This is a genomic window from Nocardia acidivorans NBRC 108247 (genome assembly GCF_001625085.1).
Classification (GTDB): domain Bacteria; phylum Actinomycetota; class Actinomycetes; order Mycobacteriales; family Mycobacteriaceae; genus Nocardia; species Nocardia acidivorans.
Genome location: NZ_BDAW01000106.1, coordinates 1 through 26,909 on the forward strand (window position 1 = coordinate 1; position 26,909 = coordinate 26,909).

Below are 26,909 nucleotides of genomic sequence, written 5' to 3' on the forward strand. Positions count from 1 at the left end.
CGCAGTGAATCCGCTTTGCCGCGTACCGATTCCGCGCGTTCCTCGGCGGTGCGCACGGTCAGGCGCGCCTCCACCTCCATGGTGCGGGCCTCGGCGAGCGCGGCGGCGGCCTCCTCGCGGGCGTACCCGGCGGTCTCGGTGCCGGCGGAGTCCGAATCCAGTTCGGAGCCTTCGCCTTCCACATGCCGCAGCCGGTCCTCGAGTTCGGCGAGTTTGGCGAGGGTCTCCTCGCGCCCGCTCTCGGTCTCGGCGCGCTGGGCGAGCAGCCGGTCGCATTCGCGCTGGGCATTGCGCGCGGTCTGCCCGAGTCGGCCGAGCCGGTCGTAGATGGCCACCAGCGCCTGATCGGATTCGTGCAGGGCGAGCAGGGCGTGGTCGACGGCTTCCTTGCGATCGGTCTGTTCGGCGAGCGCGCCGGAGAGCGCGGCCTCGAGCTCCTCGGCCCGGCGCTGCCAGGATTCGAGTTCACCCTTGGCGGCGTCGATATCGGCCTGCACCTCGAGCTGCGAGGGGGCGCGATCGGAGCCGCCGAGCACCCAGCCCGCACCGGTGAGATCGCCGTCGCGGGTGACCACGCGCAGTTCCGGGCGCGCGGCGACGACCTGTGCGGCGGCATCGAGATCCGCGGCCACGGCGATACCGGTGGTGAGCGCGGCAACGGCTCCGCGCAGGTGATCGGGGCAGTCCACCACGTCGGCGAGCCAGCGCGCCGCACCGGGCAGTTCGCCGCCGTGCCGCGAATCAGCCTGTGCCGCACCGGCATACACCAGTGCCACGCGTCCGCCGTCGGCCTCCTTGAGCGCCCGCACCGCGGCGTGCGCGGAGGGGCCGGTGTCGGCGGCGACCGCATCGGCGAGCGGACCGAGCGCGGCGGCGACCGCGGCTTCGAAGCCGCCGTGCACGCGGATCAATCCCGACAGCGGGCCGAGTAGTCCGTCCGCGCGATGTTCGAGCAGCCAGGCCGCACCGTCGCGCCGCGCCAAACCCATGGTGAGCGCCTCGATGCGCGCGGTCAGCGAGGCCACGCGTTTACCGGCCTCGCGGTCCTTCTCGCGCAGTTCGGTCACTCGCTGATCGGCGAGTTGCAGGGCCTCGGCGGCATGCTCGTACTGGGCATCGAGTCCGGCCTCGCCCGAGTCGAGTTCGCTCAGTTCCTCCTGCACCGACTCGAATTCGGCGTCCGCGGCCGACCCACGCCGACGGGCCTCGGCAATGGAGGCGGAGATGCGGGTGATCTCGCCGTCCACCGATTGCGCCCGCGAGCGCAGGGTGTCGACCTGGCCGGAGAGCCGGGCCAAACCCTCACGTCGATCGGCGATGGCGCGCACGGCGGCCAGATGCGCCTGTTCGGCGGCTTTGGCGGCCTGTTCACGCTCGTGCAGCAGGTCACGCGCGGATTCCAGGGTTTCGGTGGCGATTTCGACGGCCTCGACGAGTTCGGCCTCCTCGGCTTCGACCCGCTCGGCTTCGCGTTCGAGCTGTTCCGGATCGCGGCCTTCGCCGGTGGGCTGTTCGATGGTCAGATTCCGGGCGCGATCACGGGCGATGCGAATAGTGGCATTGACACGTTCGGTCAGCGCGGAGAGCTGGAACCAGGTCTGCGCCGCGGCCTCCGCGCTCGGGGTGAGCCGGGAGAGTTCGAACTCCTGTTGTGCGAGAGCGGCATTGGCGGCGTCCAGTTCGGCGTGCACATTGACCTGTTGTTCACGCGCGTAGGACTCTTTGCTCTGCTGGCTCTCCAGCTCATTGCGCCTGGTCACGAGGTCGTCGGCGGCCAAGCGCAGGCGTGCGTCCCGCAATTCGGACTGGACGGTCGCCGCGCGCCGAGCCACCTCGGCCTGCCGACCGAGCGGTTTGAGCTGGCGGCGCAGTTCGGTGGTGAGGTCGGTCAAGCGGGCCAGATTCGCCTGCATGGCATCGAGTTTGCGGACCGCCTTCTCCTTGCGGCGGCGGTGTTTGAGCACGCCGGCGGCCTCTTCGATGAAGGCGCGGCGGTCCTCGGGCCTGGATTCCAGAATGGCCGAGAGCCGGCCCTGACCGACGATGACGTGCATTTCGCGGCCGATACCGGAGTCGCTGAGCAGTTCCTGCACGTCCATGAGCCGACAGGAGTTGCCGTTGATCTCGTACTCACCCGCGCCGTCGCGGAACATGCGGCGGGTGATGGAGACCTCGGAGTACTCGATCGGCAGCATGCCGTCGGAGTTGTCGATGGTGAGCGTGACCTCGGCGCGGCCCAGCGGCGCGCGGCCCGCGGTCCCGGCGAAGATGACGTCCTCCATCTTCCCGCCACGCAGCGCTTTCGCGCCCTGCTCCCCCATCACCCAGGTCAGCGCGTCGACGACGTTCGACTTGCCCGAACCATTGGGGCCCACCACGCAGGTGATGCCCGGTTCCAACCGCAGTGTCGTCGCGGACGCGAAGGACTTGAAACCCTTCAGCGTCAGACTCTTCAGGTGCACAGCCGCCCAGGCTACCCGGTCAAGGCCGATTGCCCCGAGTATGCCGAGAACGCGTCCGGCTGGGCGTTCGACCAGGATATGGTCCAGGGAGTGGGCCGCGTCCTGATCCGGCGCGATAATGACGTGCGACACGTCCACGAGGTGGGAATTCGCCGTATGTACCGAAGATCAGGTACTGTCTTGCTTGTTGCAACTTTTGGTTCTCACAGACTTCAGTACGCGCCTGCTGACCATCACGCAGGCGCGCATTTGTGTTTCCAGTGATTCCTGACGGGGTCATTACAGCGACATCAGATCCGCAAAGTGCGGGTCGCACCAAACAAAGAGGAGAGTCAATCGTGGCTACCGGTACCGTGAAGTGGTTCAACACCGAAAAGGGCTTCGGCTTCATCGAGCAGGACGGTGGAGGCCCCGACGTGTTCGCCCACTACTCGAACATCGCTGCCCAGGGCTTCCGTGAGCTGACCGAGGGCCAGAAGGTCTCGTTCGACATCGCGCAGGGCCAGAAGGGCCCGCAGGCCGAGAACATCACCCCTGCCTAATTAGCAGGAGTTCGAACGGCGGCCCGGTGTACTTCGGTACACCGGGCCGCCGTTTGTTTTGCGTCGCCACAGTTCCAAGAGCGGGGCGATGACCGCCGTCGGGGTGAGCCAGGCGATGAGTTCAGCCGGGCCGTAGAGCGGTCCGTCCAGAGCGAAGGCCACCACCACCGTCGCGGTGAGCAGTGCGATATACGAGCCGCCGAGGCCGTGCACGTAGGCGTGCGTCCAACCGTCGGGGCGGCCGTAGGCGTATCTGCCCAGCACCGCGAGGGTTACGGTCAGCACCGAGACCGGGATGAGCCACCAGAGATCGGTCCGTTTGACAATCACCAGTCCCGTGGCCGTGATGCCAACCGCCACAACGATTCCCAGATACCACGCGCCGAGTTCACGGGCGCTGCGCCAGTGCCGGGCGTCGGCCCAGGCCACGAGCGGGCCGAGGGCGAGTCCGGCGGTTCCGGCAATGATGTGGGTGTCGAGCAACGCCGCGTATCCGGCCATGGCATAGACCTTCGATCGATCGATCAATAGTCCTATAGGGGCTGTCTATTTCTCAGCATAAACTTCCATAGTGGAATGTCAACGGCGATAAGTGAGGGCAGGTGCCAGCACATTTGCCAGCAAGGGTGAGGCAGTGAGATGGTGGGGGCCGGACCTTCGCACAAGGAGTTTTCGTGGACCTCGACTGGTCGCCCGCTGAGCTGGCATTTCGCGATGAAGTACGGCACTTCCTCGATGAGAATCTGACCCCCGAATTGCGGCGCGCGGGACGGTTGGCCACCAGTGTCTACCCGGACCACGAGGCCAGCATGGAATGGCAACACATCCTGCACGCCAAGGGGTGGGCCGCGCCCGCGTGGCCGGTGAAATACGGCGGCTGCGACTGGAGTCTGACCCAGCACTACATCTTCGGGCGCGAATGCACCCTGGCCGGGGCGCCGAACCTGTCCCCCATGGGAATTCGGATGGTGGCGCACGCCATCATGGCGTTCGGGACCACCGCGCAGCGGGAATTCTTCCTGCCGCGCATCCTCACCGGTGAGGTGTTCTTCTGCCAGGGCTACTCCGAGCCCGAGGCCGGATCGGATCTGGCCTCGCTGTCCATGGCGGCGGTGCCGGACGGCGAGGATCTGGTGGTCACCGGCTCCAAGATCTGGACCACCCATGCCACCGAGGCCAATTGGATCTTCGCGCTGGTACGCACCTCGCGGCAGGCCAAGAAGCAGCAGGGCATCACGTTCGTGCTGATGGAGATGGACGATCCCGGGATTCAGATTCGCCCGCTGGTGATGACCTCCGGTGAGCAGGTGCAGAACCAGGTCTTCTTCGATCAGGTGCGGGTGCCCAAGGCGAATGTGCTGGGGCGGATCGACGACGGCTGGACCGTGGCCAAATTCCTGCTCAATTTCGAGCGCGGCGGCGGCGCGGCGGCACCGGCGCTCCAGGTGATGGCCGAGGAGCTGGCGCAGGCCGCGCGCACCCAGCCCGGTCCCGGTGGCGGTGCGCTGCTGGATGATCCGGCGTTCGCGGCCAAGCTGGCCGATGCCCGGATGCGCGCGGATGTGCTGGAGATTCTCGAATATCGCACGCTCGCGCTGGTTTCCAGCGGTAAGGACCCGGGTCCGGCGGCCTCCACCATCAAGATTCTGGGCACCGAGCTGAGTCAGGCCCTCACCGAACTGGCATTGGAGGCGGCCGGGCCGCGCGGGCGCGCGTATCAGCCGCACGCCACCATGCCGGGTGGTCCGATCGCCGATTTCACCCCGCCCGCAGACGGTTTCGTCTCCGGACTCGAGTGGCAGGCGGTCGCGCCGCTGCGCTACTTCAACGATCGTGCCGGTTCGATCTACGCCGGCAGCAATGAGATTCAGCGAAACATCATCGCCAAAGCGACCCTGGGACTGTAGCCATGGACTTCTCCTTCACCGCTGAACAAGAACTGCTCCGCGATACCGTCACCGAATTCCTGGCGGCCCGCTACGACATCGAAAGCAGCCGGGCCGCAGCGCGTCTCGGCGCGGGCTGGCAGCCGCAGGTGTGGCGCGGGCTCGCCGAGGAGGTCGGCATTCTCGGCGCTTCGCTGCCCGAATCGGTGGGCGGCATCGGCGGCGGGGCCGTCGAAACCATGATCATCGCCGAGGCGCTGGGCGGTGCGCTCGTGGTCGAACCGTACGTGGACACGGTGGTCGTCGGCGGCGGGCTGCTGCGGCGCGCCACCGGTAAGCGCGCCGAGGATCTGCTCGCGGGCATCGCCGAGGGTTCGGTCATCATCGGTTTCGCGGGCCTCGAGCCCCAATCCGGTTACGACTACGGCAATGTCGCCGCCACCGCCGTCCGCGAGGGCGAGGACTGGTTGGTCACCGGCGTGAAGACGGTGGTCACCTCGGCCCCGATCGCCAGCCAGCTGCTGGTGACCGCCACCGTCGACGGTGAGATCGCGCTCTTCGCGGTGGATTTCGACCCCGCGAACCCGCCCGCCGGGCTGACGGTCGAGTCCTACCGCACCATCGATGAGCGGCCCGCCGCCGATCTGACCTTCCAGAACCTGCGCCTGCCCACGGATGCCCTGCTGCTGGAGCGAGCCGCGGAGGCGGTGGCCGCCACCGTCGACGAGGCCATCGCCGCCATCTCCGCCGAGGCGGTCGGGGCCATGCGCAAGGTGGTCGCCGATACGGTGGACTACACCAAGCAACGCCAGCAGTTCGGCGTCCCCATCGCCAGCTTCCAAGCGTTGCAGCACCGCATGGTGAATATGCATCTGGAACTCGAACAGGCCATTGCCGCAACGTATCTGGTGACCTTGAAGCTCACCGGCGATCCGGCCGAGCGCGCCAAGGCCGCCTCCGCCGCCAAGGCCACCATCGGCCGCGCGGCCCGCCTCATCGGCCAGGAGGCGGTGCAGTTGCACGGCGCGATGGGCATGACCGAGGAACTGGCCATCGGTCACTTCTTCAAACGCCTCACCGCCGTGCAGTACGAATACGGCACCACCGCGCACCACACCGCGCGCTACGCCGCACTGACCCGCCCCTGATCGAACACGGCGTCTCCGCTACGAAGCCCCGTTATCTTCTTCGCAGCCCTTGATTGAGGGCTACGGTCGCCAGGCCCGGTATGACTTCTTGCCCCTATCGTTCGCATGATCCGGGGGGTGGTGTCGCCGGGCTCTGGTTGGCGTCGATGGACCGCTGATGGGGACAGGGCCGAGGGTAGGTCTCTTCATAACGTGGGTGCCGGACGTTGACGTCGGATCGGCGGCGCGCCGGGAAGCCCGGTCGGCATTCGGCCCGAGACCTCGGGTGCGAATTCGAGCGGGGAGTTTCGATGGCGCTGCGGTATTCGATCTTGACGTATTCTCTTCGCGTGATACCTGGCCGCAGCGTCGTATCCTGCACGTATGCATGCCGCTCAGATGGCCGAGGAATATCCGGTGATCGATTTGGACTCCGACGCGATGGATGCGGCGAGGTTGCTTGCCGAACATCGGCTGCCCGGGATCCTGGTCACCGATGCGAATGGGGCGCCGCATTCGGTGCTGCCCGCCGCACAGGTGGTGCTGTTCATCGTGCCCAAGTATGTGCAGGACGATCCGTCGCTGGCGGGGGTGCTGAACGAATCAATGTGCGATCAGGTGGCGAGTCGGTTGCGCGGCAAGAAGGTTCGCGATGTGATTCCGGAGCGGCTGACCAAGATCCCGGCGGCGCAGGCGGACGACAATACCGTCGAGGTGGCGGCGCTGATGGCCAGATACAAATCGCCGTTGATCGCGGTGCTGGACGGCAAGCGGCTGATCGGGGTCATCACCGCCTCGCGGCTGCTGGAAGTGGCGTTGCACAACTGAACCCGCGGCGGTCGCCGTGATCGCCGTCGCCATCGCGGTCTTCGCGGTGGCGTACACGCTGATCGCGTCCGAGCGCGTTCACAAGACCACGGCCGCGCTGACCGGGGCCGGTGTGGTGGTCGCAATCGGGTTGATGACCTCCGATGACGTCTTCTTCTCCCGCGAGACCGGCGTCGACTGGAATGTCATCTTCCTGCTGCTCGGCATGATGATCATCGTCGGCGTCCTGCGCCAGACCGGCGTCTTCGAGTTCACCGCGGTGTGGGCGGCCAAGCGCGCCAAGGGTTCCGCGCTGCGGGTGATGATCCTGCTGACGCTCATCACCGCGACCGCCTCGGGCTTCCTGGACAATGTGACCACGGTACTGCTGATCGCACCGGTCACCCTGCTGGTGTGCGAGCGCCTGGACGTACCACCCGCGCCATTCCTGATCGCGGAGGTGCTGGCCTCCAATATCGGCGGCGCGAGCACCCTGATCGGCGATCCGCCGAACATCATCATCGGCAGCCGGGCGGGCCTGTCGTTCAACGATTTCGTCTTCAATCTGACCCCCATCGTGTTGATCGCGCTGGCGGTGTTCACGCTGCTGCTGCCGCGCCTGTTCCGCGGTTCGTTCACCGTCGATCCCGAGCGCGCCGCGGACATCATGCTGCTGAACGAGCGTGAGGCGATTCGCGATCCGAAGCTGCTGATCAAATGCGCCGCGGTGCTGGCGGCGGTGTTCGCGGGCTTCTTCGGGCATTCGCTCTTGCATATCGAACCGTCGCTGGTGGCGCTGCTGGGCGCGGGCGTCCTGGTGCTGATATCGGATCTGCCGCAACGCGATTACATGGTGGCGGTGGAATGGGAGACGCTGCTGTTCTTCGCCGGCCTGTTCGTCATGATCGGCGCACTGGTGAAAACCGGTGTGATAGAACGCATTGCGAGCTGGGCGACCGATCTCACCGGCGGCGACGCCCTGGTGGCGACGATGCTCATCCTGGCGGTGTCGGCGGTGCTCTCCGGTGTCATCGACAATATTCCGTACGTGGCCACCATGAGCCCGCTGGTGGCCGAACTGGCCGGATCCATCGACCACGAGACGCAGTCGCAGGCGCTGTGGTGGGCGCTGGCGGTCGGCGCGGATTTCGGCGGCAATCTCACCGCGGTCGGCGCGAGCGCGAATGTGGTGATGCTCGGTATCGCCCGCCGTTCGGATCACCCCATCTCGTTCTGGGAGTTCACCCGCAAGGGCGCGGTGGTGACGGCGGTGACCGTGGCGGTGGCCGCGCCGTACCTCTGGCTGCGGTATTTCGTGCTCGCCTGACTGCGTGCGACGTCCATTTCGCCGGGACATTGGCCACATTCCGGTGAAGATTCGTGCGGCGATTGGCAAATTCACGGCTACGGATACCAGAATGGTCGCCGCCATGTCCTTATCCAGCACCGATCAGCCCTCGCCGACAGCGCCGGACAGCGATTCCCGGGCCGCACCGGCGTCGAGCCCTGGTTCCGGTGCCCTGGCTCGCGTACCGGGCGCGTACCGGCACGACCTGGATGGTTTGCGCGGTATCGCCATCGCGCTGGTGGTGATCTTCCATATTTGGTTCGGCCGGGTCTCCGGTGGTGTGGATGTGTTCCTGGTGCTGTCCGGCTTCTTCTTCACCGGCATGCTGCTGCGCCGCGCGGACGGCGGACCGGTCGGCGTGACCGCGACCATCCGGCGCACGCTGCGCAGGCTGCTACCGGCCATGGTGGTGGTACTGGCCGCGGTGGTGGTCGCGGCGGTGCTGCTGCTACCGCACACCCGCTGGTCCGATATCGCGGCGCAGACGCTGGCCTCGCTCTTCTACTACCAGAACTGGTACCTGGCGCTGTCCTGGTCGGACTATCTGGCCGCGGACCCGTCGGTGAGCCCGCTGCAACACCTGTGGTCCATGTCGGTGCAGGGTCAGTGCTATCTCGGGATGCTGCTGCTCATCGCGACGACCGCCTGGCTGACCCGGCGCGCCCCCGCGGCCGCGCGCCGGGTGGCTCCGCTGCGCCGGGCGCTGAACTCCGATCCGATGCGCCGGATCGCACAGCTCCCCGCCGCGCGCGGGCTACTGCGCGCGGCCGGACCGCAGGGCGGCCTGCGGATCACCCTGGCGGTGCTGTTCATCGTGCTCGTCGTGCTGTCGTTCCGCTATGCCGCCGAAGGGGTTTCGACCCATCAGGGCTGGAATTACTACGACACCTTCGCGCGCGCCTGGGAACCCCTCACCGGTGCGCTGCTGGCCATTCTCGCGCCGATGCTGAACCCGCACAGACTGATTCGCGCGGCCTTCGCCTGGGCGGGGATCGCGGCGATCGTGGCCTGCGGCCGGCTGGTGAACGGTTCGGCGGTATTCCCCGGTCCGGCCGCGCTGATCCCGGTGCTGGCCACCGCGGGGCTGATCCTGGCCGGTACCGGATTGGCCACCACCGCACAGCCGGTGGTGAATCGCCTGCTGGCCAGCGCGCCCATGGTGAGTCTGGGCGGTTTCGCGTACGCGCTGTACCTGTGGCATTGGCCGATGCTGATCTTCTATCTGGGTGAGCGGCATGAACGCGAGGCCGGTGCGGTCGGCGGGCTGCTGATCATCGTGGCCTCGTTCGTACTCGCCTACGGCACCCACCGTTTCGTGGAGGAGCCGCTGCGGCTGCGGTCCACGCCGACCCCGCCCGCGCGGGCGCGCATGCTCACCGGCGTCGCGGTCGGCACCGTGGGCGTACTGCTGCTGGGCTCGACACTGGCCTGGCAGTGGAGCAATGGCGCCAAGGCGCACGCGGTGGGCGAACTCGATCCGGCGAAGTACCCCGGCGCGGCGGCGCTCACCGATCAGGCGCTGGTACCGCGCGCGCCCATGCGGCCGACCATGGAGGAGGCCCTGGCCGATATCGCCTATCCCACCCGGGACGGTTGTATCGCGGACTTCGACACCCGCTCGGTGGTCACCTGCACCTACGGTGACGCGGACGCGCATCGCACCATTGCCGTGGTCGGCAATTCCCATGCCGAACACTGGATTCCGGCATTGCAGATCGCGGCGGAGAAGTACCGCTTCAAGGTGACCGTCTACCTCAAGATGGGCTGCCCGCTCACCGTGGCCGAGGAGCCCATGTACAAGGGCCAGCGCAATCCGGACTGCAAGGACTGGTCGCACGATGTGATCGAGCGGCTCGGCAACGAGCGCCCCGACTTCGTCTTCACCACCGGCACCCGCCCCGCCGACAACGGCGGCGACGAGACGCCGCAGGACTATCTCGACGTGTGGCAGGCGCTGGCCGAACGCGGCCTACAGGTGCTGGCCATCCGCGACACCCCGTGGTTGCGCCGCAACGGTATTCGCTACCGTGCCATCGACTGCCTGGCCTCGGGCGGTAATCGCCTGGGGTGCGGTATGAAGCGGCAGGACGCGCTCTCCCCGATCGATCCGGCGCTGGCCGCCTCGGACGATTTCCCCAATGTGCATGTGCTGGACCTGAACAACGCGGTGTGCGAGCCGGATATCTGCGCGGTGATCGAGGGCAACATCCTCGTCTATCACGATGAGCATCACCTCACCGCGAGCTATTCCCGTTCTCTCGCACCCGAACTCGAACGTCAACTACAACCGATTCTCGGCTGGTGGTGACGCGCCGGTTCGTGTGCTCGTAACCCGCTACCGGTACGGTGCGGGCGGACGGCGGCGAAGCCGCGGGCGGACAAGAGAATTCGGGGATTCGGTGAACGTCGGGGGCTTTCCCATCGAGATCGTGCTGACACTGATCGGCATCGTGGTGCCGGTCGCGGCATTCGTCTGGGAATTCGTGCTGGTGGGGCGCAAACGCCTCGGTTATCGGGTGCAGATGGATACCCCGGTCACCGGTGAGATCGAATCCGTATTCCCCGGTGTGCTACCGCAATTGCGGCCGGACGGCACCGGTAACCCACCCGAGCTCAAGGACCTGTCGGTGGTGCTGGTGCGCATCGAGAACAATGGCGCGACCGATATCGACGACGGCGATTACGCTGTGCCGGAGTCGAATCCGATCGGCGTGCACATCCAGTTCCCGAATCGCCGGGTCATCGGCATGGCCGTCACCGAACTCAGCGATGACACGCTCGGCGACTGTCTGCGCCCCGGCACCGGCATCGGCGCGCGCGAGGACGCCGCGCAGCGCATGGGCATTATCGATCTGCCCAAGGTGCCGATGAATCGTCGTGACCACTACAAGATCCTGGCCATTCTGCAGCGCAGCGCCGGTGCGGGCGAATACCCCGCCCCGACCGTGCGCGCCAAGATCAAGGGCGGCAGCGTCGCCGAGACCAGAAGCAATTCCGGGCGTTCGCCCCGCCTGCTGGCGCTGATCGGCTTCCTGGTGGCCGTGGTGACGATCCAGTACTTCGTCGGGTTGCGCCCGCAGGACAGCCCGGTCAATGCCCAGTGCACCAGCGGCAAGCTCACCCTGGTCGGATCCACCGCCTTCGAACCGGTCCTGCGCGATGCCGCGGCCGCCTACCGAAAGCTGTGCGACGGAGCGGATTTCACCTTCGGATTCGACGGCAGCGACCGCGGCCTGAGCCGGGTCGACGACGAGGGTAGGGACAATCCGGCGCTGCTGGCCATCAGCGACGGCCCGGCGGGGCCCGGCTATCCGAACCTGCGCCCGCGCACCCTGGCCATGTCGGTCTTCACCATGGTGGTGAATCCGACCGCGGGTGTCGCGGATCTGAGCGTGCAGCAGATTCGCGATCTCTACGCGGGCCGGGTGGACAATTGGCAGCAGCTCGGCGGCGCGAATATGCCCGTGCGCGTGGTGCAGCGGGCGTTGGGTTCGGGCACCCGCGAAACCTTCCGCGCCCGCCTGCTCGGTGACGATCAGCCCCCTGCGCCGTCCGCCACCAGCTGCCGCGCCGTCAAACCCGCCGGACTCTCCTTCTGCGAGGTCCCGGTCACCAAGGACATGCTGCGCGGTGTCGCCGACCTCCCCGGGGCCGTCGGGTACGCCGAATACGCCGATGCCGCACAGGCTTCCGATGTCCGGACGATCACCATCGCGGGCAGCTCACCCACGCGCGAACACGTCCTGAACCGCACCTACCCGTTCTGGAATGTCGAATACGCCTACAGCTACGGCGAAGTCCCCGCCGATTCGCTCACCGCGGCGTTCCTGCGCTACCTCACCGACCTCCAGGGCAAGGACGTGCTGCGCTCCTTCGGCAACACCCCGTGCACGGAGCTGGCCAATCCGACCAGCTGCACGCCCAGTCCGTAAACCAGGCCCGCCCAGCATCCCGGCGTGCTCGTCGGCCGGGATCCACTTCAGCACAGTGGATCCCGGCCGAACGCGTACCGAGATGACGGGGAGGCCGGACTACCCGCCCGCCCCGTCAGCTCTCAGGCGCGGAACGGGTACTTGGCGTCCAGGTCGAGGTTGAGTTCGACGACGTTCACACGGGATTCACCCATGAAGCCGAGGACGCGACCGCCGGTGTGGGCCTCGACCACCTCACGCACCTGATCCGGAGAGATGCCGCGGGCCTTGGCGATACGCGCGATCTGGATATCCGCGTACTCCGGGGAGATATGTGGATCCAGGCCGCTGCCGCTGGCGGTGACGGCGTCGGCGGGCACGGCCGACTTCGCCGGGGCGGCACCGCGGATGGGGATGAGGAGACCGTGGGAGTAGTCCTCGCCCTCTGCGGCGCATTCGACCTTCACGCCCTTGTACTCGGGCAGGAACGGGGTGGTGGTCACCGAGCAGAACTCGTTGACGCTCACCACCTTCTCCGGATGGTCGATGGTGCCATTGGTCTCGCGCGGGCCGATGACCGAGAGCACCGCGCCCACCCCGCCGGGGGTGCAGAACGGACGGCCGCCATCCACGCCCTCGAGCTCGCCGATGGTCTTGCTGCGGGTGCACACGGTGGTCAGCAGGCCGGTCTTGTCCGGTGCGCTGTCCACGATGTTCTCCGGGCCGAGATTGCTCGCGCCCGACGAGGTGGGGTCGTACCCGCTGCTGCCCGCGGCGGAGGGACGGCTCTGGAAGTACTGCACCAGGGCATTGCCCTTGCCATCGGTGAAGGACTGTCCGAGGAGGCTGGAGCCCACCGTGACGCCGTTGCGCTCGATGAGCGAGCCCTCGGCATTGTCCTTCAGGCCGGGCAGCTGGGCGACGGCGAAAACCGCCAGCGGATAGACGATTCCGGTGATCGCGGTCAGCACCAAGAGCGCGCGCAGGGCCGCCACATGCTGCCGAATCCAAGTTGACATGCGCATTTCAGGACATCCCGGGGAGGAATTGGACGACGAGGTCGATCAGCTTGATGCCGATGAAGGGGGCGATGATGCCACCCACGCCGTAGACGGCCAGGTTGCGGCTCAACAGCTTCGAGGCTGCCGCGGGCTTGTAGGCCACGCCGCGCAGCGCCAGCGGAATCAACACCACGATGATGATCGCGTTGAAGATGACCGCGGACAGGATCGCCGACTGCGGACTCGCCAGTCGCATCACATTGAGCATGTCCAGGCCGGGGTACAGCGCCACGAACAACGCCGGAATGATCGCGAAGTACTTGGCGATGTCATTGGCGATGGAGAATGTGGTCAGCGCACCGCGGGTGATGAGCAGCTGTTTGCCGATCTCCACGATCTCGATGAGCTTGGTCGGATCCGAATCGAGGTCGACCATATTCCCGGCCTCTTTCGCGGCCGAGGTGCCGGTGTTCATCGCCACGCCGACATCGGCCTGGGCGAGCGCGGGCGCGTCATTGGTGCCGTCACCGGTCATGGCGACCAGGCGGCCACCGGCCTGCTCCTTCTTGATCAGCGCCAGCTTGTCCTCGGGAGTGGCCTCGGCGAGGAAGTCGTCGACACCCGCCTCATCGGCAATCGCCTTGGCGGTCAAGGGATTATCGCCGGTGATCATGACGGTGCGGATGCCCATTTTGCGCATCTCGTCGAAGCGCTCGCGCATGCCCTGCTTCACCACATCCTTGAGATGGACGACCCCGAGCAGTCGAGCCGTACCGTCCCTGACCTCCGCGACCACCAGCGGCGTGCCACCGGAGGCGGAGATGCCGTCCACGGTCTGGCCGACCTGGTCCGGAATCGCACCGCCCTGCGAGCGCACCCATTCGGTGACGGCGCTGGCCGCGCCTTTACGCAGCTGATGTCCGTCGGACAGGTCCACCCCCGACATGCGGGTCTGAGCGGTGAATTCCACCCAGGTCGCACCGGTGAGCTCACCCGGGGTACGTTCGCGCTTGTTGTACGCGGTCTTGGCGTACACCACGATGGAGCGGCCCTCCGGGGTCTCGTCCGCGAGGCTGGAAAGCTGTGCGGCATCGGCCATTTCGTCCGCCGAGACGCCCGGCATCGGTACGAAGTCCGAGGCCTGACGGTTGCCGAGGGTGATGGTGCCGGTCTTGTCCAGCAGCAGGGTGTTGACGTCACCGGCGGCCTCGACCGCACGACCCGACATGGCCAGCACATTGCGCTGCACCAGCCGGTCCATACCGGCGATGCCGATGGCCGAGAGCAGTGCGCCGATGGTGGTGGGAATCAGGCAGACCAGCAGTGACACCATGACGATGCCGGTGATGCCATTGCCGTTGAGCGCCAAGCTGTCCGGCACGCCCGGCAGGTTCGCCTTGGAGTAGATCGCGAGCGGCTGCAGCGTCGCCACCGCGAAGACGAATATGATCGTCAGCGCGGCGAGCAGGATGTTCAGCGCGATCTCGTTCGGGGTCTTCTGCCGCGACGCGCCCTCCACCAGCGCGATCATCTTGTCGATGAAGCTGCCGCCCGGTTCCTGGGTGATCTTGACGACCACCCGGTCGGACAGCACGGTGGTGCCGCCGGTGACCGCGGAACGGTCGCCGCCGGATTCGCGGATGACGGGCGCTGATTCGCCGGTGATGGCCGATTCGTCCACCGAGGCAATGCCTTCCACGACATCGCCGTCACCGGGAATGACCTGGCCCGCCTCGACGATGACGAAGTCGCCGCGGCGCAGCTCGGTCGCCGCGACCTGCTCCTCGACCACCCGTGCGCCGGGCGACCAGTCGACCAGGCGGCGAGCGATGGTGTCGGTCTTGGCTTTGCGCAGGGTATCGGCCTGCGCCTTACCGCGGCCTTCGGCGACGGCTTCGGCCAGGTTTGCGAAAATCACTGTCGCCCACAGCCATACGACGATGGCCCAGCCGAAGAAGGAGGAGTCGACGACGGCGAGGATGGTGGACCAGACCGCGCCGATCTCGACGATCAGCATGACCGGGTTGTGCCACAGGGTGCGCGGGTCCAGCTTCTTGAAGGCGTCCGGCAACGACTTCAGCAGCATCTGCGGATCGAACAGTCCGCTGGTGACCCGTCCCTTGGGCGCTGACGCGTCCGGCGTCACCGCGGGTTCAATGGTGGGAGCAGACATTTCAGTGGATTCCTTCGGCGAGCGGCCCGAGCGCCAGCGCGGGCAGGAAGGTCAGGGCCACCAGGACGATGGTCACGCCGACGACCATGCCGACGAACTGCGGCCGATGGGTCGGGAGCGTGCCGATCGATTCCGGCGTCGTGCCCTGCTGAGCCAGCGAACCGGCCAGTGCGAGAGCGAAAATCATCGGCAGGAAGCGGCCGAAGGCCATGGCCAGACCGAGTGCGGTGTTGTACCACACGGTATTACCGCTCAGACCGGCGAACGCCGAGCCGTTGTTGTTGGCGGCGGAGGTGAAGGCGTACAACACTTCCGATAATCCGTGTGGTCCACCGTTCGCCATACTGGCGCGCTGTCCCGGCATCGCCATGGCGACGGCCGTGCCGATGAGCACGATGAGCGGGGTCACCAGGAAATACGAAGCGGCGAGCTTGATCTCCCGCGGGGTGATCTTCTTGCCCAGGTACTCCGGGGTGCGGCCGACCATGAGGCCCGCGACGAATACCGTGATGACCGCCAGGATCAGCATGCCGTAGAGACCGGATCCGGTACCGCCGGGCGCGACCTCGCCGAGTTGCATATTGAACATGGTCATCATGCCGCCGAGGCTGGTGTACGAATCGTGGAAAGAGTCCACCGCACCGGTCGAGGTCAGCGTGGTCGCGGTGGCGAAGGTCGCCGAATTCGAAGTGCCGAAACGGGTTTCGACCCCTTCCAGCGATGCGCCGAGCGCGGTCGGCACCGTGCCATGATGCTGGAGCTGGAACAGGTTGGTCAGCGCCAGGCTGGCCATCGCGATAATGGACATGACCGCCGCGATGGCGTAGCCCTGCTTCTTGGAGCCCACCATGCGCCCGAAGGTGCGCGGCAGCGAGAAGCTGATCACCAGCAGCAGGAAGATCTCCACCCAATTGGTCCAGGCGGTCGGGTTCTCGAACGGATGCGCGGAGTTGGCGTTGTAGAAGCCGCCGCCATTGGTGCCGAGTTCCTTGATCACTTCCTGGCTGGCGACCGGTCCGCCGGTGATCGTCTGCGACGCACCGCCGATGGTCTGCGCCACCTGATCGTGCAGGTGGAAGTTCTGGATCGCGCCGCCCGCAACGAGCACGATGGCGAAGAGGAATGCGATGGGCAGCAGAATCCGGATGGTTCCCCTCACCAGATCCACCCAGAAATTGCCCAGATCGTTGGTGTGCCGACGCGCGAAACCGCGCACCAGCGCCACCGCCACCGCCATGCCGACCGCCGCGGAGACGAAGTTCTGCACGGCGAGTCCGGCCATCTGCACCAGGTGGCCCTGGGTCGATTCACCGGAGTAGTTCTGCCAGTTCGTATTGGTCACGAAGCTGACGGCGGTGTTCCAGGCCAGCTGCGGGGTCATCTCGGTGCCCGGATCATTCAGGTGCAGCGGCAGTTTGCCCTGAATGAGCTGGAAGAAGAACAGGAACAGAATGCTCACGGCCGAGAAGGCCAGTGCGCTGCGGGCGTAGACGCCCCAGCTCTGTTCGACACCGGGCTGTACGCCGATGGCTCGGTAGATACCGCGCTCGGCGCGGGAGTGCTTCTCGCTGCTGTAGACCCGATACATGTAATCGCCGAGCGGTACGTGCACCAGGGCCAGCGCGAGGATCAGGGTCGCCGCGAAGACGATCCCCGCCGTAGTCGTGCTCACTTAGAACCTTTCCGGGTACAGCAGCGCCGCGATGAGATAGACGGCGACGCCGATGGCCAGAACCAGACCGATAATGTTCTGAGTCACAGCCGCTCCACCCCGCGCTGGATCAAGCCGAGCAGGGCAAAGATCGCCACGGTCAGCACGGTGAACACCACGACGGACATGTATCGAAACCTCTCTCTGACAATGCCGCACCTCAGGGGCGACGGAGCGAGTCAAGCGTTCGATTTGCCCTGATTCGAGGGCCTTTACGCCTTCTTAGCGTTGCGCATCGCCGCCTTGACGCTCCGCTTACGCGCTCGGTTCGGTGTGTCGAAACACCGGCGTGGCCCGGGTCGTCCGTACCCTCGATCACGCCGGACGAAAGGGAGGCCCAATGTTCGAACGCGCACTACAGAAGTCCGTGGAGTTGGTGCTCCGCGGGAGTACGGGAGTGCAGGCCCCGCTCGCGGCGAAGTATGTCGACCGCCTGCGCCGTAAACATCCGGACCGCTCGCCCACCGGAATCGAGCAGGGCCTGGAATTGCGTTATCTGACCATCGTGACGGTCAGCGGCACCCTGGCCGGACTCTCGGCGGCGGTGCCCGGGGTGGGCACATTGATCGGGTTGGCCGTCAGCGGTGTGGAATCGGTCTTCTTCCTGGAGACCTCCGCGCTCTACGCCGCCTCGGTCGGCGCGGTGCACGGGATGGGCGATCTGCCCGGCAAGGAACGCCGGGCCTTGATTGCCGGAGTTGTACTGGGCGAGAGCGGCGAAGAACTACTCGGCAAGCGCGCCGGTCAATCCGCGCGCGATTGGGCCACCACGGTCGCCGAGCATCTGCCGGTGGTCCGCAATATCGACAACGCCATGGCCAAACGCTTCATCGTGCAGTTCATCGTCAAACGCGGTGTACTCATGTTCGGCAAAACCCTGCCCGTCGGAATCGGCGCGGTCATCGGGGCCATCGGCAATCGCGCCCTCGCCAAATCCGTGATCGCCAACGGGCAGCGTACCTTCGGGCAGGCGCCGGCCGACTGGGAGAAAACATTCGCCGCGAAATAGCTTTGGCACGATAGGTCACCTCACAAATCCCCTCGTGTCATAACCCGCCCCCTACAGTGGGCGACGGTTCTGGGAATCGTGTGGGTGACCAGACCGCTTCGAGGGGTGGAGGTCTCGCCTCGCAACTCCCGGTGGCTTCTTTCCGCGGGGCGAGCCCTCCACCGAAGCGCCCGCACGTCGGGTCCACCGGTGTCGCCGGAATCATGACGCGCGGGCGTTAAGAAAGCGTCAGTACCAGCCACTTCGGCGAAATCGGCGGTAGAACAGGGAAGTCCGGTCGGATCGACCGGCAATACCGTCGATGAACGAGGAGCGATCGTGCCGGACATCATTCCGATGCTGGTGGTATTCGGATTTCTGGCTGCCGCGCTGTTGCTGCGCGTGCTCGCCGGTGCGCAACCCACCCGCCAGCGCGTCCGCGCGGGCCGACCGGGTTTCTCCACTCCGCACGCGATGATGGACGAGTGAAACGCGGCCAACTACGGATCTACCTGGGCGCTGCCCCGGGCGTGGGCAAAACCTTCTCGATGCTGTCGGAGGCACATCGGCGGCTCGAACGAGGTCGCGATGTGGTGGCGGCCGTCGTCGAGACCCATGGGCGATCCAAGACGGCCGAGATGCTCGCCGGTATCGAACGGATTCCACCCCGGATGATCGAGTACCGCGGCACCACACTGCCCGAACTCGATGTGGAAGCGGTGCTGCGGCGCGCACCCGCGGTGGTGCTGGTCGACGAACTGGCGCATACCAATGTGCCGGGCAGCAAGCACGAAAAGCGTTGGCAGGACGTACAGGAACTCCTGGACGCCGGGATCGATGTGGTCTCCACGGTCAATGTGCAGCATCTGGAGAGCCTCAACGATGTGGTCGAACAGATCACCGGCGTGGTGCAGCGGGAAACCGTGCCGGACTGGGTGGTTCGCTCCGCGGACCAGGTCGAACTGGTGGACATCACCCCGGAAGCGTTGCGGCGCAGGCTCTCCCACGGCAATGTGTACGCCGCGACCAAGGTCGACGCCGCACTGCGCAATTACTTCCGTCCCGGCAATCTGACCGCGCTGCGCGAACTAGCGCTGCTGTGGCTGGCCGATCAGGTGGACGCTGCCTTGGCGAAATACCGTGCGGACCACAAGATCACCGACACCTGGGAGGCGCGCGAACGCCTGGTGGTGGCCGTCACCGGCGGCGGCGAATCCGAGACCCTCGTGCGCCGCGCCAGCCGGATCGCCGCCAAATCCAGTGCCGAACTCATCGTGGTGCACGTGGTCCGCGGTGACGGGCTGGCCGGGGTCTCCACCCAGCGACTGGCCCGGCTGCGCGATCTCGCCACCGGACTGGGCGCGAGTCTGCACACCGTCACCGGGGACGATGTCCCCACGGCGCTACTGGATTTCGCGCGCCAGGTGAACGCCACCCAGCTGGTGCTCGGCACCTCGCGGCGCTCGCGCTGGGCGCGCATGGTCGACGAGGGCATCGGCGCGACCGTGGTCCAGGAGTCCGGCAAGATCGACGTGCACATGGTCACCCACGAGGAGTCCAATCGCGGCTTCCGCTGGTCCTCACTCACCCCGCGCGAGCGCATGCTCGGATCCTGGTCCGCCGCACTGCTGGTGCCCTCGCTCATCTGCCTCGTCACCGGCCTGTGGCTGGATCGCTGGCTGGATCTGGGCGGGGAGAGCGCGCTGTTCTTCATCGGCGTCATCGTGGTGTCGCTGTTCGGCGGCGTCGCCCCCGCGGCGCTGTCGGCGCTGCTGTCGGGCATCCTGCTGAACTGGTTCTTCACCGCGCCGCGGTACAGCCTCACCATTGCCGAGCTCGACAATTTCCTCACCATCGCGGTGCTGCTGATCGTGGCGGTCGCCGTCGCCGCGCTGGTCGATGTGGCGGCCAAGCGAACCCGGGAGGCGCGCAAGGCATCTCGGCAGGCCGAACTGCTGACGCTGTTCGCGGGCGCGGTACTGCACGGCGCCGATCTGCCGGATCTGCTCGAGCGGGCCCGCGAGACCTTCAGCCAGGAGGCGGTCAGCCTCATCACCGATACGGAGATGGTGGCCTCGGTCGGTGACGATCCGCCGACCGAGGTGATCGATGCCTTCACCGCCATCGAGGCCGGAGACGATATGCACTGGCTGCTGCTGCGCGGGCGCGCGCTCAGCTCCGGTGACCGGCTGGTGCTCGGCGCGGTGGCGAATCAGGCCGCGGGACTGGTGCGTCAGAAGCAATTGCAGGCCGAGGCCGGGGCCGCGCAGGCGGTGATGGAGGCGGACAAACTGCGCCGCGCCCTGCTGTCCGCGGTGAGCCACGATCTGCGCACGCCCCTGGCCGGCGCCAAGGCCGCGGTGTCGAGCCTGCGCAGTGTGGATGTGGAGTTCTCCCCCGAGGACACCGCCGAACTGCTGGAGACCATCGAGGAATCGGTGGATCAGCTGACCGCGCTGGTCGGCAATCTGCTGGACTCCTCGCGGCTCGCGGTCGGGGTGATCAAACCGCAGATGCGACGCACCTACCTCGATGAGGTCGTGCATCACGCGCTCATGGGCATGGGCACCCGCGGTCTGGGGCGCGTGGCCCTGGCACGGGTGCGGGTGGAGGTCGATACGCTCTGCGTGCGCGCGGACGGCGGTCTACTCGAGCGTGTGCTGGCCAATCTCATCGACAATGCCGTGCGCTACTCCCCCGGCGACTCGCCGGTGCGGGTGACCGCTGAGCACACCGGCAAGCGCGTGGCCATTACGGTGGTAGACACAGGTCCAGGAGTACCGACCGGTATGGAGGATCAGCTCTTCGAACCGTTCCAGCGTCTCGGCGATCGCGACAACTCCACCGGTGTGGGCCTGGGCCTGTCGGTGGTACGCGGTTTCGTGGACGCCATGGGCGGCACGGTGCACGCCGAGCCCACCCCCGGCGGCGGTTTGACCATGGTGATCGATATGCAGGCATGCGATGAACAGGAGAACGAGTGACGAACGCGGCGCCCGCGCCGACGAAAGTCCTGGTGGTCGACGACGAACCGCAGATCCTGCGGGCGTTGCGCATCAACCTGTCGGTGCGCGGCTACGAGGTGACCACGGCGTCCACCGGGGCGGCGGCGCTGCGCGCGGCCGCCGAGAAACATCCCGACGTGGTGGTGCTGGATCTGGGCCTGCCCGATATGGACGGCATCGAAGTTCTTGCCGGACTGCGCGGTTGGACCAGCACCCCGGTGATCGTGCTGTCCGCGCGCACCGATTCCTCGGACAAGGTCGAGGCGCTGGACGCGGGCGCGGACGACTACGTCACCAAACCCTTCGGCATGGACGAACTCCTGGCGCGGCTGCGCGCGGCCGTGCGCCGCTCCGCCGGCGCCGCCGACACCGCCGAACCCGTGGTCGAAACCTCTTCCTTCACAGTCGATCTCGCCGCCAAGAAGGTCACCCGGCACGGCCGCGACGTGCACCTGACCCCGACCGAATGGGGCATGCTCGAGATGCTCGTGCGCAACAAGGGCAAACTCGTCGGCCGCCGCGAGATCCTGCGCGAGGTGTGGGGACCGTCCTACGCCACCGAAACCCATTATCTGCGTGTGTATCTCGCGCAGTTGCGGCGCAAACTCGAGGACGATCCGTCACAGCCCAAACACCTGCTCACCGAGGCGGGGATGGGATACCGCTTCCAGGTGTGAGGCTCAGCGCGTCAGGCGCAGGGGCAGCGATTTCAGGCCGTTGTTGAGGTTGGAGCGGATGCGGCGCGAGCCGCCGGTCTGCTCGATCCCGGGGAAGCGGGCGAGCAGCTCCTCGAAGAAGATCCGGCCCTCCATGCGCGCGAGGTGGACGCCCAGGCAGAAGTGCTGGGCCAGACCGAAGGACAGGTGCGGGTTGGGGTTTCGGCGAATGTCGAAGCGCTGCGGTTCGATGAAGACGTCCTCGTCGCGGTTGGCGGAGGTGTACCACATGGCCACCTTGTCGCCCGCCTTGATCGGTACGCCGCGGATCTCGGTGTCCGCGGTGGCGGTGCGGCGGAAGTAGTGCAGCGGATTGGCGTAGCGCAGGATCTCCTCCACCGCACCGGGAATCAGCGCGGCATCCGCGCGCAGGGCCGCAAGCTGGTCCGGATGCCGCAGCAGCAGCTCCAATCCCGAGGAGAGCATGGTCTTGGTGGTGTCATTGCCCGCGATCACCAACTGGGTGAAGAAGCTGCCGAACTCGAGGTCGGACATGGCTTTTCCGCCGAACTCACCCGCGAGGATGAGCGAGGTCAGATCGGCCTGCGGTTCCTGGGCGCGCCGCGCCATGGCGAACTGGATGGCGTAGACGGCCATCTTGGTCATCTCGGCGGTGACATCGAAATCACCGATCAGCTCCGGATCCTGTTGGCTGGTGGACTGTTCGGCCCACTGCCGGATATCGGACCAGTCGGCCGCCGGAATCCCGAAGAGGCCGCCGACCACCTGACTGGGCAGCACCCCCGCGATATCGTGTACGAATTCCACGTCACCATCGACGTTTTCGAGCAGCTGCCGCGTCAGTTCGCGGACCCGGTCCTCCATCTCGCCGATCACCCGGGCCTTGAAATGCTCGGCGAGCGGGCGGCGGTATTCGGTATGCCGGGGCGGGTCCATCATGAGCAGCATGTTCCGGGTCTGCTCCAGCCGTTCGGGCGGCTGATTTTCCAGGATCACACCCTCGCGCTCGGCGGAGAAGAGCAGCGGATTGCGGGCCACATGGGCCACGTCGGCATGTGTGAGAATCGCCCAGTATCCGGGCTCACCGGGCATGTCCTGCCAATACACGGGCTGCGTCCGGCGCAGTTCGGCGAACATCTCGTGGATCGGCCCGTCCACATAGAGTTCGGGATCGTAGATATCCATGACCGTGCCCACGGCCCACCTCGGTATTCGCTTGCGGGTGTCTGATTTCCAGGTCGGACGCTAACCGCGCGGAGGCGGGCGCGGTGAGCGTTTTGGACCGAAATCTCATTCAGTGGACACCGTGTCAGTGAGCCGCGCCGGGCACCACCACTTCACCACCCGGGGTGGCCGCCGGGGCGGCCGAGGTGGTCGCGACGGTGGTGGGAGCGACCGTGGTGGTCGCCACCGTCGTGGTCACCGCGGGACTGGTCGTGACCGTCGTCGCCGGGGTCGGCGAGGTGGTCACCGCGCCGCAGTTGTCGTTGCAGTGGTCGATCCCGCCCGGCGGCAGTCCACAGTTGTCATTGCAGTGATCGATGCCCCCGGGTGCACCGCAGTTGTCGTTGCAGTGGTCGATCCCGCCCGGCGGCAGCCCGCAGTGGTCATTGCAGTTGTCGGTGCCACCGGGCTGCGGCGCCGGATTGTTCGGCTGCCCGGCACCCGGTTTACCGCCTCCCCCACCGGGATTCCCCGCGCCCGCACCCGGATTCTGCTGCGGCGCAGTCGAACTCGTCGGCACGCTGGTCTTCGGGGTCGAGGTCTTGGTCACCGAACTCGTTGTCGCCCCACCGGATCCGGACTCCTTGGTACTACACGCGCCCAGCACCAGAATCAGCGCCAGCATTCCGAGCAAGGCTCCGAACACCGCACGCCGACGGCCACCCATACGCATCGCCCTACTCCTCCCGCCGCCGCAGCGGCTACCCACCCGACCCGCTCAGACAGTAGAGGCGCAGGGCCGCAGCGGGTATCGGGCAGATGCCCTATCGGGCTCAGGAGTACGGGTCGGTGATCTCACGCAACCGGGTGAGTGCCTCGCGCAACTGCCCCATCCGCCGCTCCCCCAACCGGTCGGCCCACTCCCGCTCGATACGGGCGGAGACATCGTTGGCGAACTCGGCCATCGCCAGCCCGCGATCGGAGAGCCGCACCAGTCGCGCCCGGCCGTCGCTCGGATCCGGGATCCGCTCCACATATCCGGCCTTCTCCAGCTGATCGACCAGAAATCCGGCGGTCTGCTTGGTCACCTGCGCCCGCTCGGCCAATTCGGTGAGCCGGGTCCCCCGCGGATCGATCTGCGCGGCCAGCCGCCCCTGCGCGATGGTGATATCGCCGTGCCCCGCCTCGACCAGCGCCTGGAAGGTGCGCTGTTCCATGGACCGATGGGCGATGAACATGAGCAGTCCCACATTCATCTCGTCGTCCGCCATAACACTCCTTGACCCGTTTAGTCAGATCCTCTTACTATATTAGACAGAGAGGCTGACCAATCTTATCGGAGGCAGGCAATCGTCATGGACCGCGAAACCAGTTGGCAGATCATCGAACAGCAGCGCCTCGCCATTGCCGACCTACTGGCCGACCTCACCCCGGAGCAATGGCAGACCCCCTCGCTCTGCGCGGGCTGGAGCGTGCGGCAGGTGGCGGCGCATATCGCCTGCGTACCGCAGCCGAGTTCGCTCACCACCCTGCTGGGCACCGCGATTCGCGCGCGCGGCGACTACAACCGGCTCATCGACCGGATCACCCGGGACTACGCCGCCGACCCCGGTCGGGACCTGGTCGCCGAACTCCGCGCGCACGCCGCCTCACGGAAAATGCCCAGGCTCACCAACTATCGCAATATCCACTTCGACACCATCGTGCACGGACAGGACATCGCGATTCCGCTGCGGCGCACGCTGACCGTGACACCGGCCGCCGCGGCGGCCGGGGCCGATCGCGCCGTCTCGGTCGGCTGGCCGGTCTGGGATCGGCACCGCCTGGACGGCATCCGGCTCAGCGCCACCGACACCAGGTGGAGTTTCGGTACCGGCAGCGCCGTGCACGGACCGATCCTGTCGCTCCTGCTGCTGATCACCGGCCGCCCCGCCGGACTCGCGAAAGTCTCCGGACCCGGCGTCGAACTGCTGGCCACCCGACTCGAAACCACCACCGGCGCACCCGCCGAACTGGACTGACCGCCCCGTCCGGTCACCCCCGGCGCGCGGGGTCCGGGGGTGACCGGGACGATGAGCACATGCCTGTAGCAGCCATCGTCTTCGATATGGACGGCGTACTGATCGACACCGAACCCATCTGGGAGGAGGTGCGCCGCGACTACATCGCCGAATTGAACGGGCGCTGGCTGGCCGACACCCAGGACCGGTTCATGGGGATGAGCACGGCCGAATGGTCCGAGTACACCAGCAAGGACCTCCTGGACGGCCGCCGCACACCCGATGAGGTGGCCGAGGACGTCATCTCGCGCATGGCCGCCCGCTATGCCGAGCATCTGCCGCTCATGCCCGATGCGGTGCAGACCGTGCACCGATTCGCCGAACGCTTCACCCTCGGGCTCGCCAGTTCGTCGCCGCGCCGGCTCATCGATGTGGTCCTGGACCACATGGGTGTGACCGAACTGTTCCACACCACCGTCTCGACCGAGGAGGTCGCGCGCGGCAAGCCCGCGCCGGACGGTTATCTCGCGGCCGCGGCCGGACTCGGCATCGCGCCCGAAAGGTGCGCGGCGATCGAGGATTCCAGCAATGGGCTGCGCGCCGCGTACGCCGCGGGCATGACGGTCATCGCCATCCCGCATCCGCGCTACCCGCCCGCACCCGATGCCCTGGCCCTGACCTCGCTGGTCGCCGAGAGTCTCGGCGTGCTCACCCCCGAGCGGATCGCGGAATTCCGCTGACCACCGCACTGTTTCGAACCGAACGGTAGTGAATTCCGCACGAATGCGAGGATCTTGGTATGTCCGAACAGACCGCCGCACCGCAGTCCGCCGCACCCGCACCCGCCGACGCACCGGTCGAGCTGTGGGCCGAGCGCACCGGCATCCGGGCCTACACCGGCCGCAATAATCGCGGCGGCGAGGTGCTCATCGCCTCCGCGGGCGTTCCGGGCGCGTTCACCCCGGGCGAGCTGCTCAAGATCGCGCTCGCGGGCTGCACCGGGCTCAGCGCCGACTTCACCCTGGCGCGCAAACTCGGCGACGATTTCGACGCCACCGTGCGCGTCCGCGGTGACGCCGACCGTGAGAACGAGACCTATCCCGAACTCACCGAATCCTTCGAACTCGATCTCAGCGAGCTCGACGACGCCACCCGCGAACGCCTGCTGGTGGCCGCGCAGCGCTCCATCGACCGGGTCTGCACCGTGGGCCGCACGCTGAAGGCGGGCACCACCGTCAATCTGACCTTCCGCGTCGAGGAATGACCGAAAACCCAGCCCGGCTCAGCGCCTGGGTGCACGGGCAGGTCCAGGGCGTCGGCTTCCGCTGGTGGACCCGGTCCCGCGCCCTGGAGCTGGGCCTGACCGGGTACGCCCGCAATCACCGGGACGGCCGCGTGCACGTGGTCGCCGAAGGCCCGCGGGCCGCATGCGAAACCCTGCTGACCCTGCTACGTTCCGGCGACACGCCTGGTCGTGTTGACCTGGTCGTTGACGACTGGGGAGACGGCCGGGCAGGCATAATCGGATTCGAGGAGCGCTGATGCGCGCGCAGGTCGAGCAGCCACAGGAGTCGATCGTTGGCCATTGAACGTCTCGGCGGCAATCCGGACGATCCGAACCGGCAGCCCGATCCCGATAGCTCGGCGAATACTCCCGCCCAACCCGCCGGTGACCAATCGCGCATCAGCGCAAGCGATTCCGGACCCGAACCGACCGGCGACCCCGAGGTGAACCCGGTCATCGGTCGCGCCTGGGGCACCGGTGGCCGCCCGATCCCCAAGCGCGATGGCGGGTCCGAATCCCCCGACCCGCAGCACGAATCGGCGACGGACCCGGGCTCCGAACCCGTCGAACCCGTCGAATCCACCGGGCACGCCGAATCCCCCGTGCCTGCCGAATCTCCCGAGCACACAGCGCCTTCCGGTGCACCCGCCACCGAGGTGACTTCGCCGACCACCGAATTCGCGATGCCGCCGACCTTCGAGCTTCCGGTGCCGCCGGTCTACCCGCCCGCGCCCGCGGTGCCGATGCCCGCTCCGGAGCCGCGGCGCGGCAGTGTGCAGCGGCAGGAAGCCGGGGTCACCGCACGCCGGCCGCCGACGGTCG

The 26,909-nt window shown here is 67.0% G+C and carries 24 protein-coding genes and 1 pseudogene; 16 read left to right on the forward strand and 9 right to left on the reverse strand.

Going from position 1 to position 26,909, the window contains the following annotated elements; genetic code table 11:
* Positions 1-2,462 (reverse strand): chromosome segregation protein SMC (gene smc / locus NA10_RS33225; RefSeq protein ID WP_067574696.1); only part of this gene is annotated, 2,462 nt, incomplete at its 3' end.
* 338 nt (positions 2,463-2,800) lie between these two features.
* On the opposite strand from smc, the gene NA10_RS33230 reads away from it, so the two are divergent.
* The gene (locus NA10_RS33230; protein WP_067574676.1) at positions 2,801-3,004 is read left to right on the forward strand and encodes a cold-shock protein; all 204 of its coding nucleotides are present in this window, start codon (positions 2,801-2,803) and stop codon (positions 3,002-3,004) included.
* Here NA10_RS33230 and NA10_RS33235 read toward each other — a convergent pair whose 3' ends face one another.
* The gene (locus NA10_RS33235) at positions 3,005-3,505 is read right to left on the reverse strand and encodes a hypothetical protein (protein WP_067574677.1); all 501 of its coding nucleotides are present in this window, start codon (positions 3,503-3,505) and stop codon (positions 3,005-3,007) included. It lies immediately after the preceding gene.
* Positions 3,506-3,678: 173 nt separating this feature from the next.
* On the opposite strand from NA10_RS33235, the gene NA10_RS33240 reads away from it, so the two are divergent.
* The 6 genes from NA10_RS33240 to NA10_RS33265 all read left to right on the forward strand — a co-directional run bounded on the left by NA10_RS33240 (position 3,679) and on the right by NA10_RS33265 (position 12,104).
* Positions 3,679-4,911 carry an acyl-CoA dehydrogenase family protein gene (locus NA10_RS33240; protein ID WP_067574678.1) on the forward strand — a complete coding sequence of 411 codons (1,233 nt, stop codon included), beginning with the start codon at positions 3,679-3,681 and terminating at the stop codon, positions 4,909-4,911.
* Between the two features lie 2 nt (positions 4,912-4,913).
* Positions 4,914-6,038 (forward strand): acyl-CoA dehydrogenase family protein, encoded by a 1,125-nt coding sequence (locus NA10_RS33245; protein ID WP_067574679.1) that lies wholly within the window; start codon positions 4,914-4,916, stop codon positions 6,036-6,038.
* A gap of 363 nt (positions 6,039-6,401) precedes the next feature.
* Complete coding sequence (locus NA10_RS33250; protein ID WP_067574680.1) at positions 6,402-6,845, forward strand: CBS domain-containing protein; 444 nt, start codon at positions 6,402-6,404, stop codon at positions 6,843-6,845.
* Positions 6,846-6,861: 16 nt separating this feature from the next.
* The gene (locus NA10_RS33255) at positions 6,862-8,151 is read left to right on the forward strand and encodes an ArsB/NhaD family transporter (protein ID WP_067574681.1); all 1,290 of its coding nucleotides are present in this window, start codon (positions 6,862-6,864) and stop codon (positions 8,149-8,151) included.
* A gap of 103 nt (positions 8,152-8,254) precedes the next feature.
* Positions 8,255-10,480, forward strand: a complete 2,226-nt coding sequence (locus tag NA10_RS33260) for an acyltransferase family protein (RefSeq protein WP_084515639.1) — start codon at positions 8,255-8,257, stop codon at positions 10,478-10,480.
* Positions 10,481-10,601: 121 nt separating this feature from the next.
* Positions 10,602-12,104 carry a substrate-binding domain-containing protein gene (locus NA10_RS33265; RefSeq protein WP_245678171.1) on the forward strand — a complete coding sequence of 501 codons (1,503 nt, stop codon included), beginning with the start codon at positions 10,602-10,604 and terminating at the stop codon, positions 12,102-12,104.
* Between the two features lie 122 nt (positions 12,105-12,226).
* Here NA10_RS33265 and NA10_RS33270 read toward each other — a convergent pair whose 3' ends face one another.
* From NA10_RS33270 to kdpF, 4 genes are read right to left on the reverse strand one after another with little or no spacing between them, the layout of a single operon-like run.
* Complete coding sequence (locus tag NA10_RS33270) at positions 12,227-13,108, reverse strand: potassium-transporting ATPase subunit C (protein WP_067574683.1); 882 nt, start codon at positions 13,106-13,108, stop codon at positions 12,227-12,229.
* Position 13,109: 1 nt separating this feature from the next.
* The gene (gene kdpB, locus NA10_RS33275; protein ID WP_067574684.1) at positions 13,110-15,257 is read right to left on the reverse strand and encodes a potassium-transporting ATPase subunit KdpB; all 2,148 of its coding nucleotides are present in this window, start codon (positions 15,255-15,257) and stop codon (positions 13,110-13,112) included.
* A 1-nt stretch (position 15,258) separates the two neighbouring features.
* Positions 15,259-16,929, reverse strand: a complete 1,671-nt coding sequence (gene kdpA / locus NA10_RS33280) for a potassium-transporting ATPase subunit KdpA (protein ID WP_067574685.1) — start codon at positions 16,927-16,929, stop codon at positions 15,259-15,261.
* Positions 16,930-17,127, reverse strand: a complete 198-nt coding sequence (gene kdpF, locus NA10_RS39395; RefSeq protein WP_067574686.1) for a K(+)-transporting ATPase subunit F — start codon at positions 17,125-17,127, stop codon at positions 16,930-16,932.
* A gap of 181 nt (positions 17,128-17,308) precedes the next feature.
* On the opposite strand from kdpF, the gene NA10_RS33290 reads away from it, so the two are divergent.
* The 4 genes from NA10_RS33290 to NA10_RS33300 all read left to right on the forward strand — a co-directional run bounded on the left by NA10_RS33290 (position 17,309) and on the right by NA10_RS33300 (position 21,638).
* Positions 17,309-17,977, forward strand: a complete 669-nt coding sequence (locus tag NA10_RS33290; RefSeq protein ID WP_067574687.1) for a hypothetical protein — start codon at positions 17,309-17,311, stop codon at positions 17,975-17,977.
* A 318-nt stretch (positions 17,978-18,295) separates the two neighbouring features.
* Complete coding sequence (locus NA10_RS37340) at positions 18,296-18,445, forward strand: hypothetical protein (RefSeq protein WP_157556920.1); 150 nt, start codon at positions 18,296-18,298, stop codon at positions 18,443-18,445.
* Positions 18,442-20,940 carry a DUF4118 domain-containing protein gene (locus NA10_RS33295; RefSeq protein ID WP_067574688.1) on the forward strand — a complete coding sequence of 833 codons (2,499 nt, stop codon included), beginning with the start codon at positions 18,442-18,444 and terminating at the stop codon, positions 20,938-20,940. Before NA10_RS37340 ends, NA10_RS33295 begins: the two co-directional genes overlap by 4 nt.
* On the forward strand, positions 20,937-21,638 hold the full coding sequence (locus NA10_RS33300; protein ID WP_067574689.1) for a response regulator: 702 nt from the start codon (positions 20,937-20,939) through the stop codon (positions 21,636-21,638). The genes NA10_RS33295 and NA10_RS33300 overlap by 4 nt, the downstream gene beginning before the upstream one ends.
* A 3-nt stretch (positions 21,639-21,641) precedes the next feature.
* On the opposite strand, the gene NA10_RS33305 is transcribed toward NA10_RS33300, so the two are convergent.
* The 3 genes from NA10_RS33305 to NA10_RS33315 form a co-directional block, all read right to left on the reverse strand.
* Positions 21,642-22,835: a cytochrome P450 gene (locus NA10_RS33305; protein ID WP_218021629.1), complete on the reverse strand. Its 1,194-nt coding sequence runs from the start codon at positions 22,833-22,835 to the stop codon at positions 21,642-21,644.
* A gap of 112 nt (positions 22,836-22,947) precedes the next feature.
* Positions 22,948-23,535 carry a hypothetical protein gene (locus tag NA10_RS37830; RefSeq protein ID WP_169812692.1) on the reverse strand — a complete coding sequence of 196 codons (588 nt, stop codon included), beginning with the start codon at positions 23,533-23,535 and terminating at the stop codon, positions 22,948-22,950.
* A 100-nt stretch (positions 23,536-23,635) separates the two neighbouring features.
* Complete coding sequence (locus tag NA10_RS33315) at positions 23,636-24,073, reverse strand: MarR family winged helix-turn-helix transcriptional regulator (RefSeq protein ID WP_067574691.1); 438 nt, start codon at positions 24,071-24,073, stop codon at positions 23,636-23,638.
* Positions 24,074-24,157: 84 nt separating this feature from the next.
* Here NA10_RS33315 and NA10_RS33320 point away from each other — a divergent pair, with 84 nt between their 5' ends.
* The 5 genes and pseudogenes from NA10_RS33320 to NA10_RS33340 all read left to right on the forward strand — a co-directional run.
* On the forward strand, positions 24,158-24,823 hold the full coding sequence (locus NA10_RS33320) for a maleylpyruvate isomerase family mycothiol-dependent enzyme (protein ID WP_067574692.1): 666 nt from the start codon (positions 24,158-24,160) through the stop codon (positions 24,821-24,823).
* 59 nt (positions 24,824-24,882) lie between these two features.
* Entirely contained in the window at positions 24,883-25,542 is a 660-nt protein-coding gene (locus tag NA10_RS33325; protein WP_067574693.1) for an HAD family hydrolase, read from the forward strand.
* Positions 25,543-25,601: 59 nt separating this feature from the next.
* A complete protein-coding gene (locus tag NA10_RS33330; protein WP_067574694.1) occupies positions 25,602-26,066 on the forward strand; it encodes an OsmC family protein in 465 nt (154 codons plus the stop codon).
* Positions 26,063-26,344 carry an acylphosphatase gene (locus NA10_RS33335; RefSeq protein ID WP_067574695.1) on the forward strand — a complete coding sequence of 94 codons (282 nt, stop codon included), beginning with the start codon at positions 26,063-26,065 and terminating at the stop codon, positions 26,342-26,344. Before NA10_RS33330 ends, NA10_RS33335 begins: the two co-directional genes overlap by 4 nt.
* 36 nt (positions 26,345-26,380) lie before the next feature.
* Positions 26,381-26,909, forward strand: a pseudogene (locus NA10_RS33340) (hypothetical protein); the annotation flags it as partial.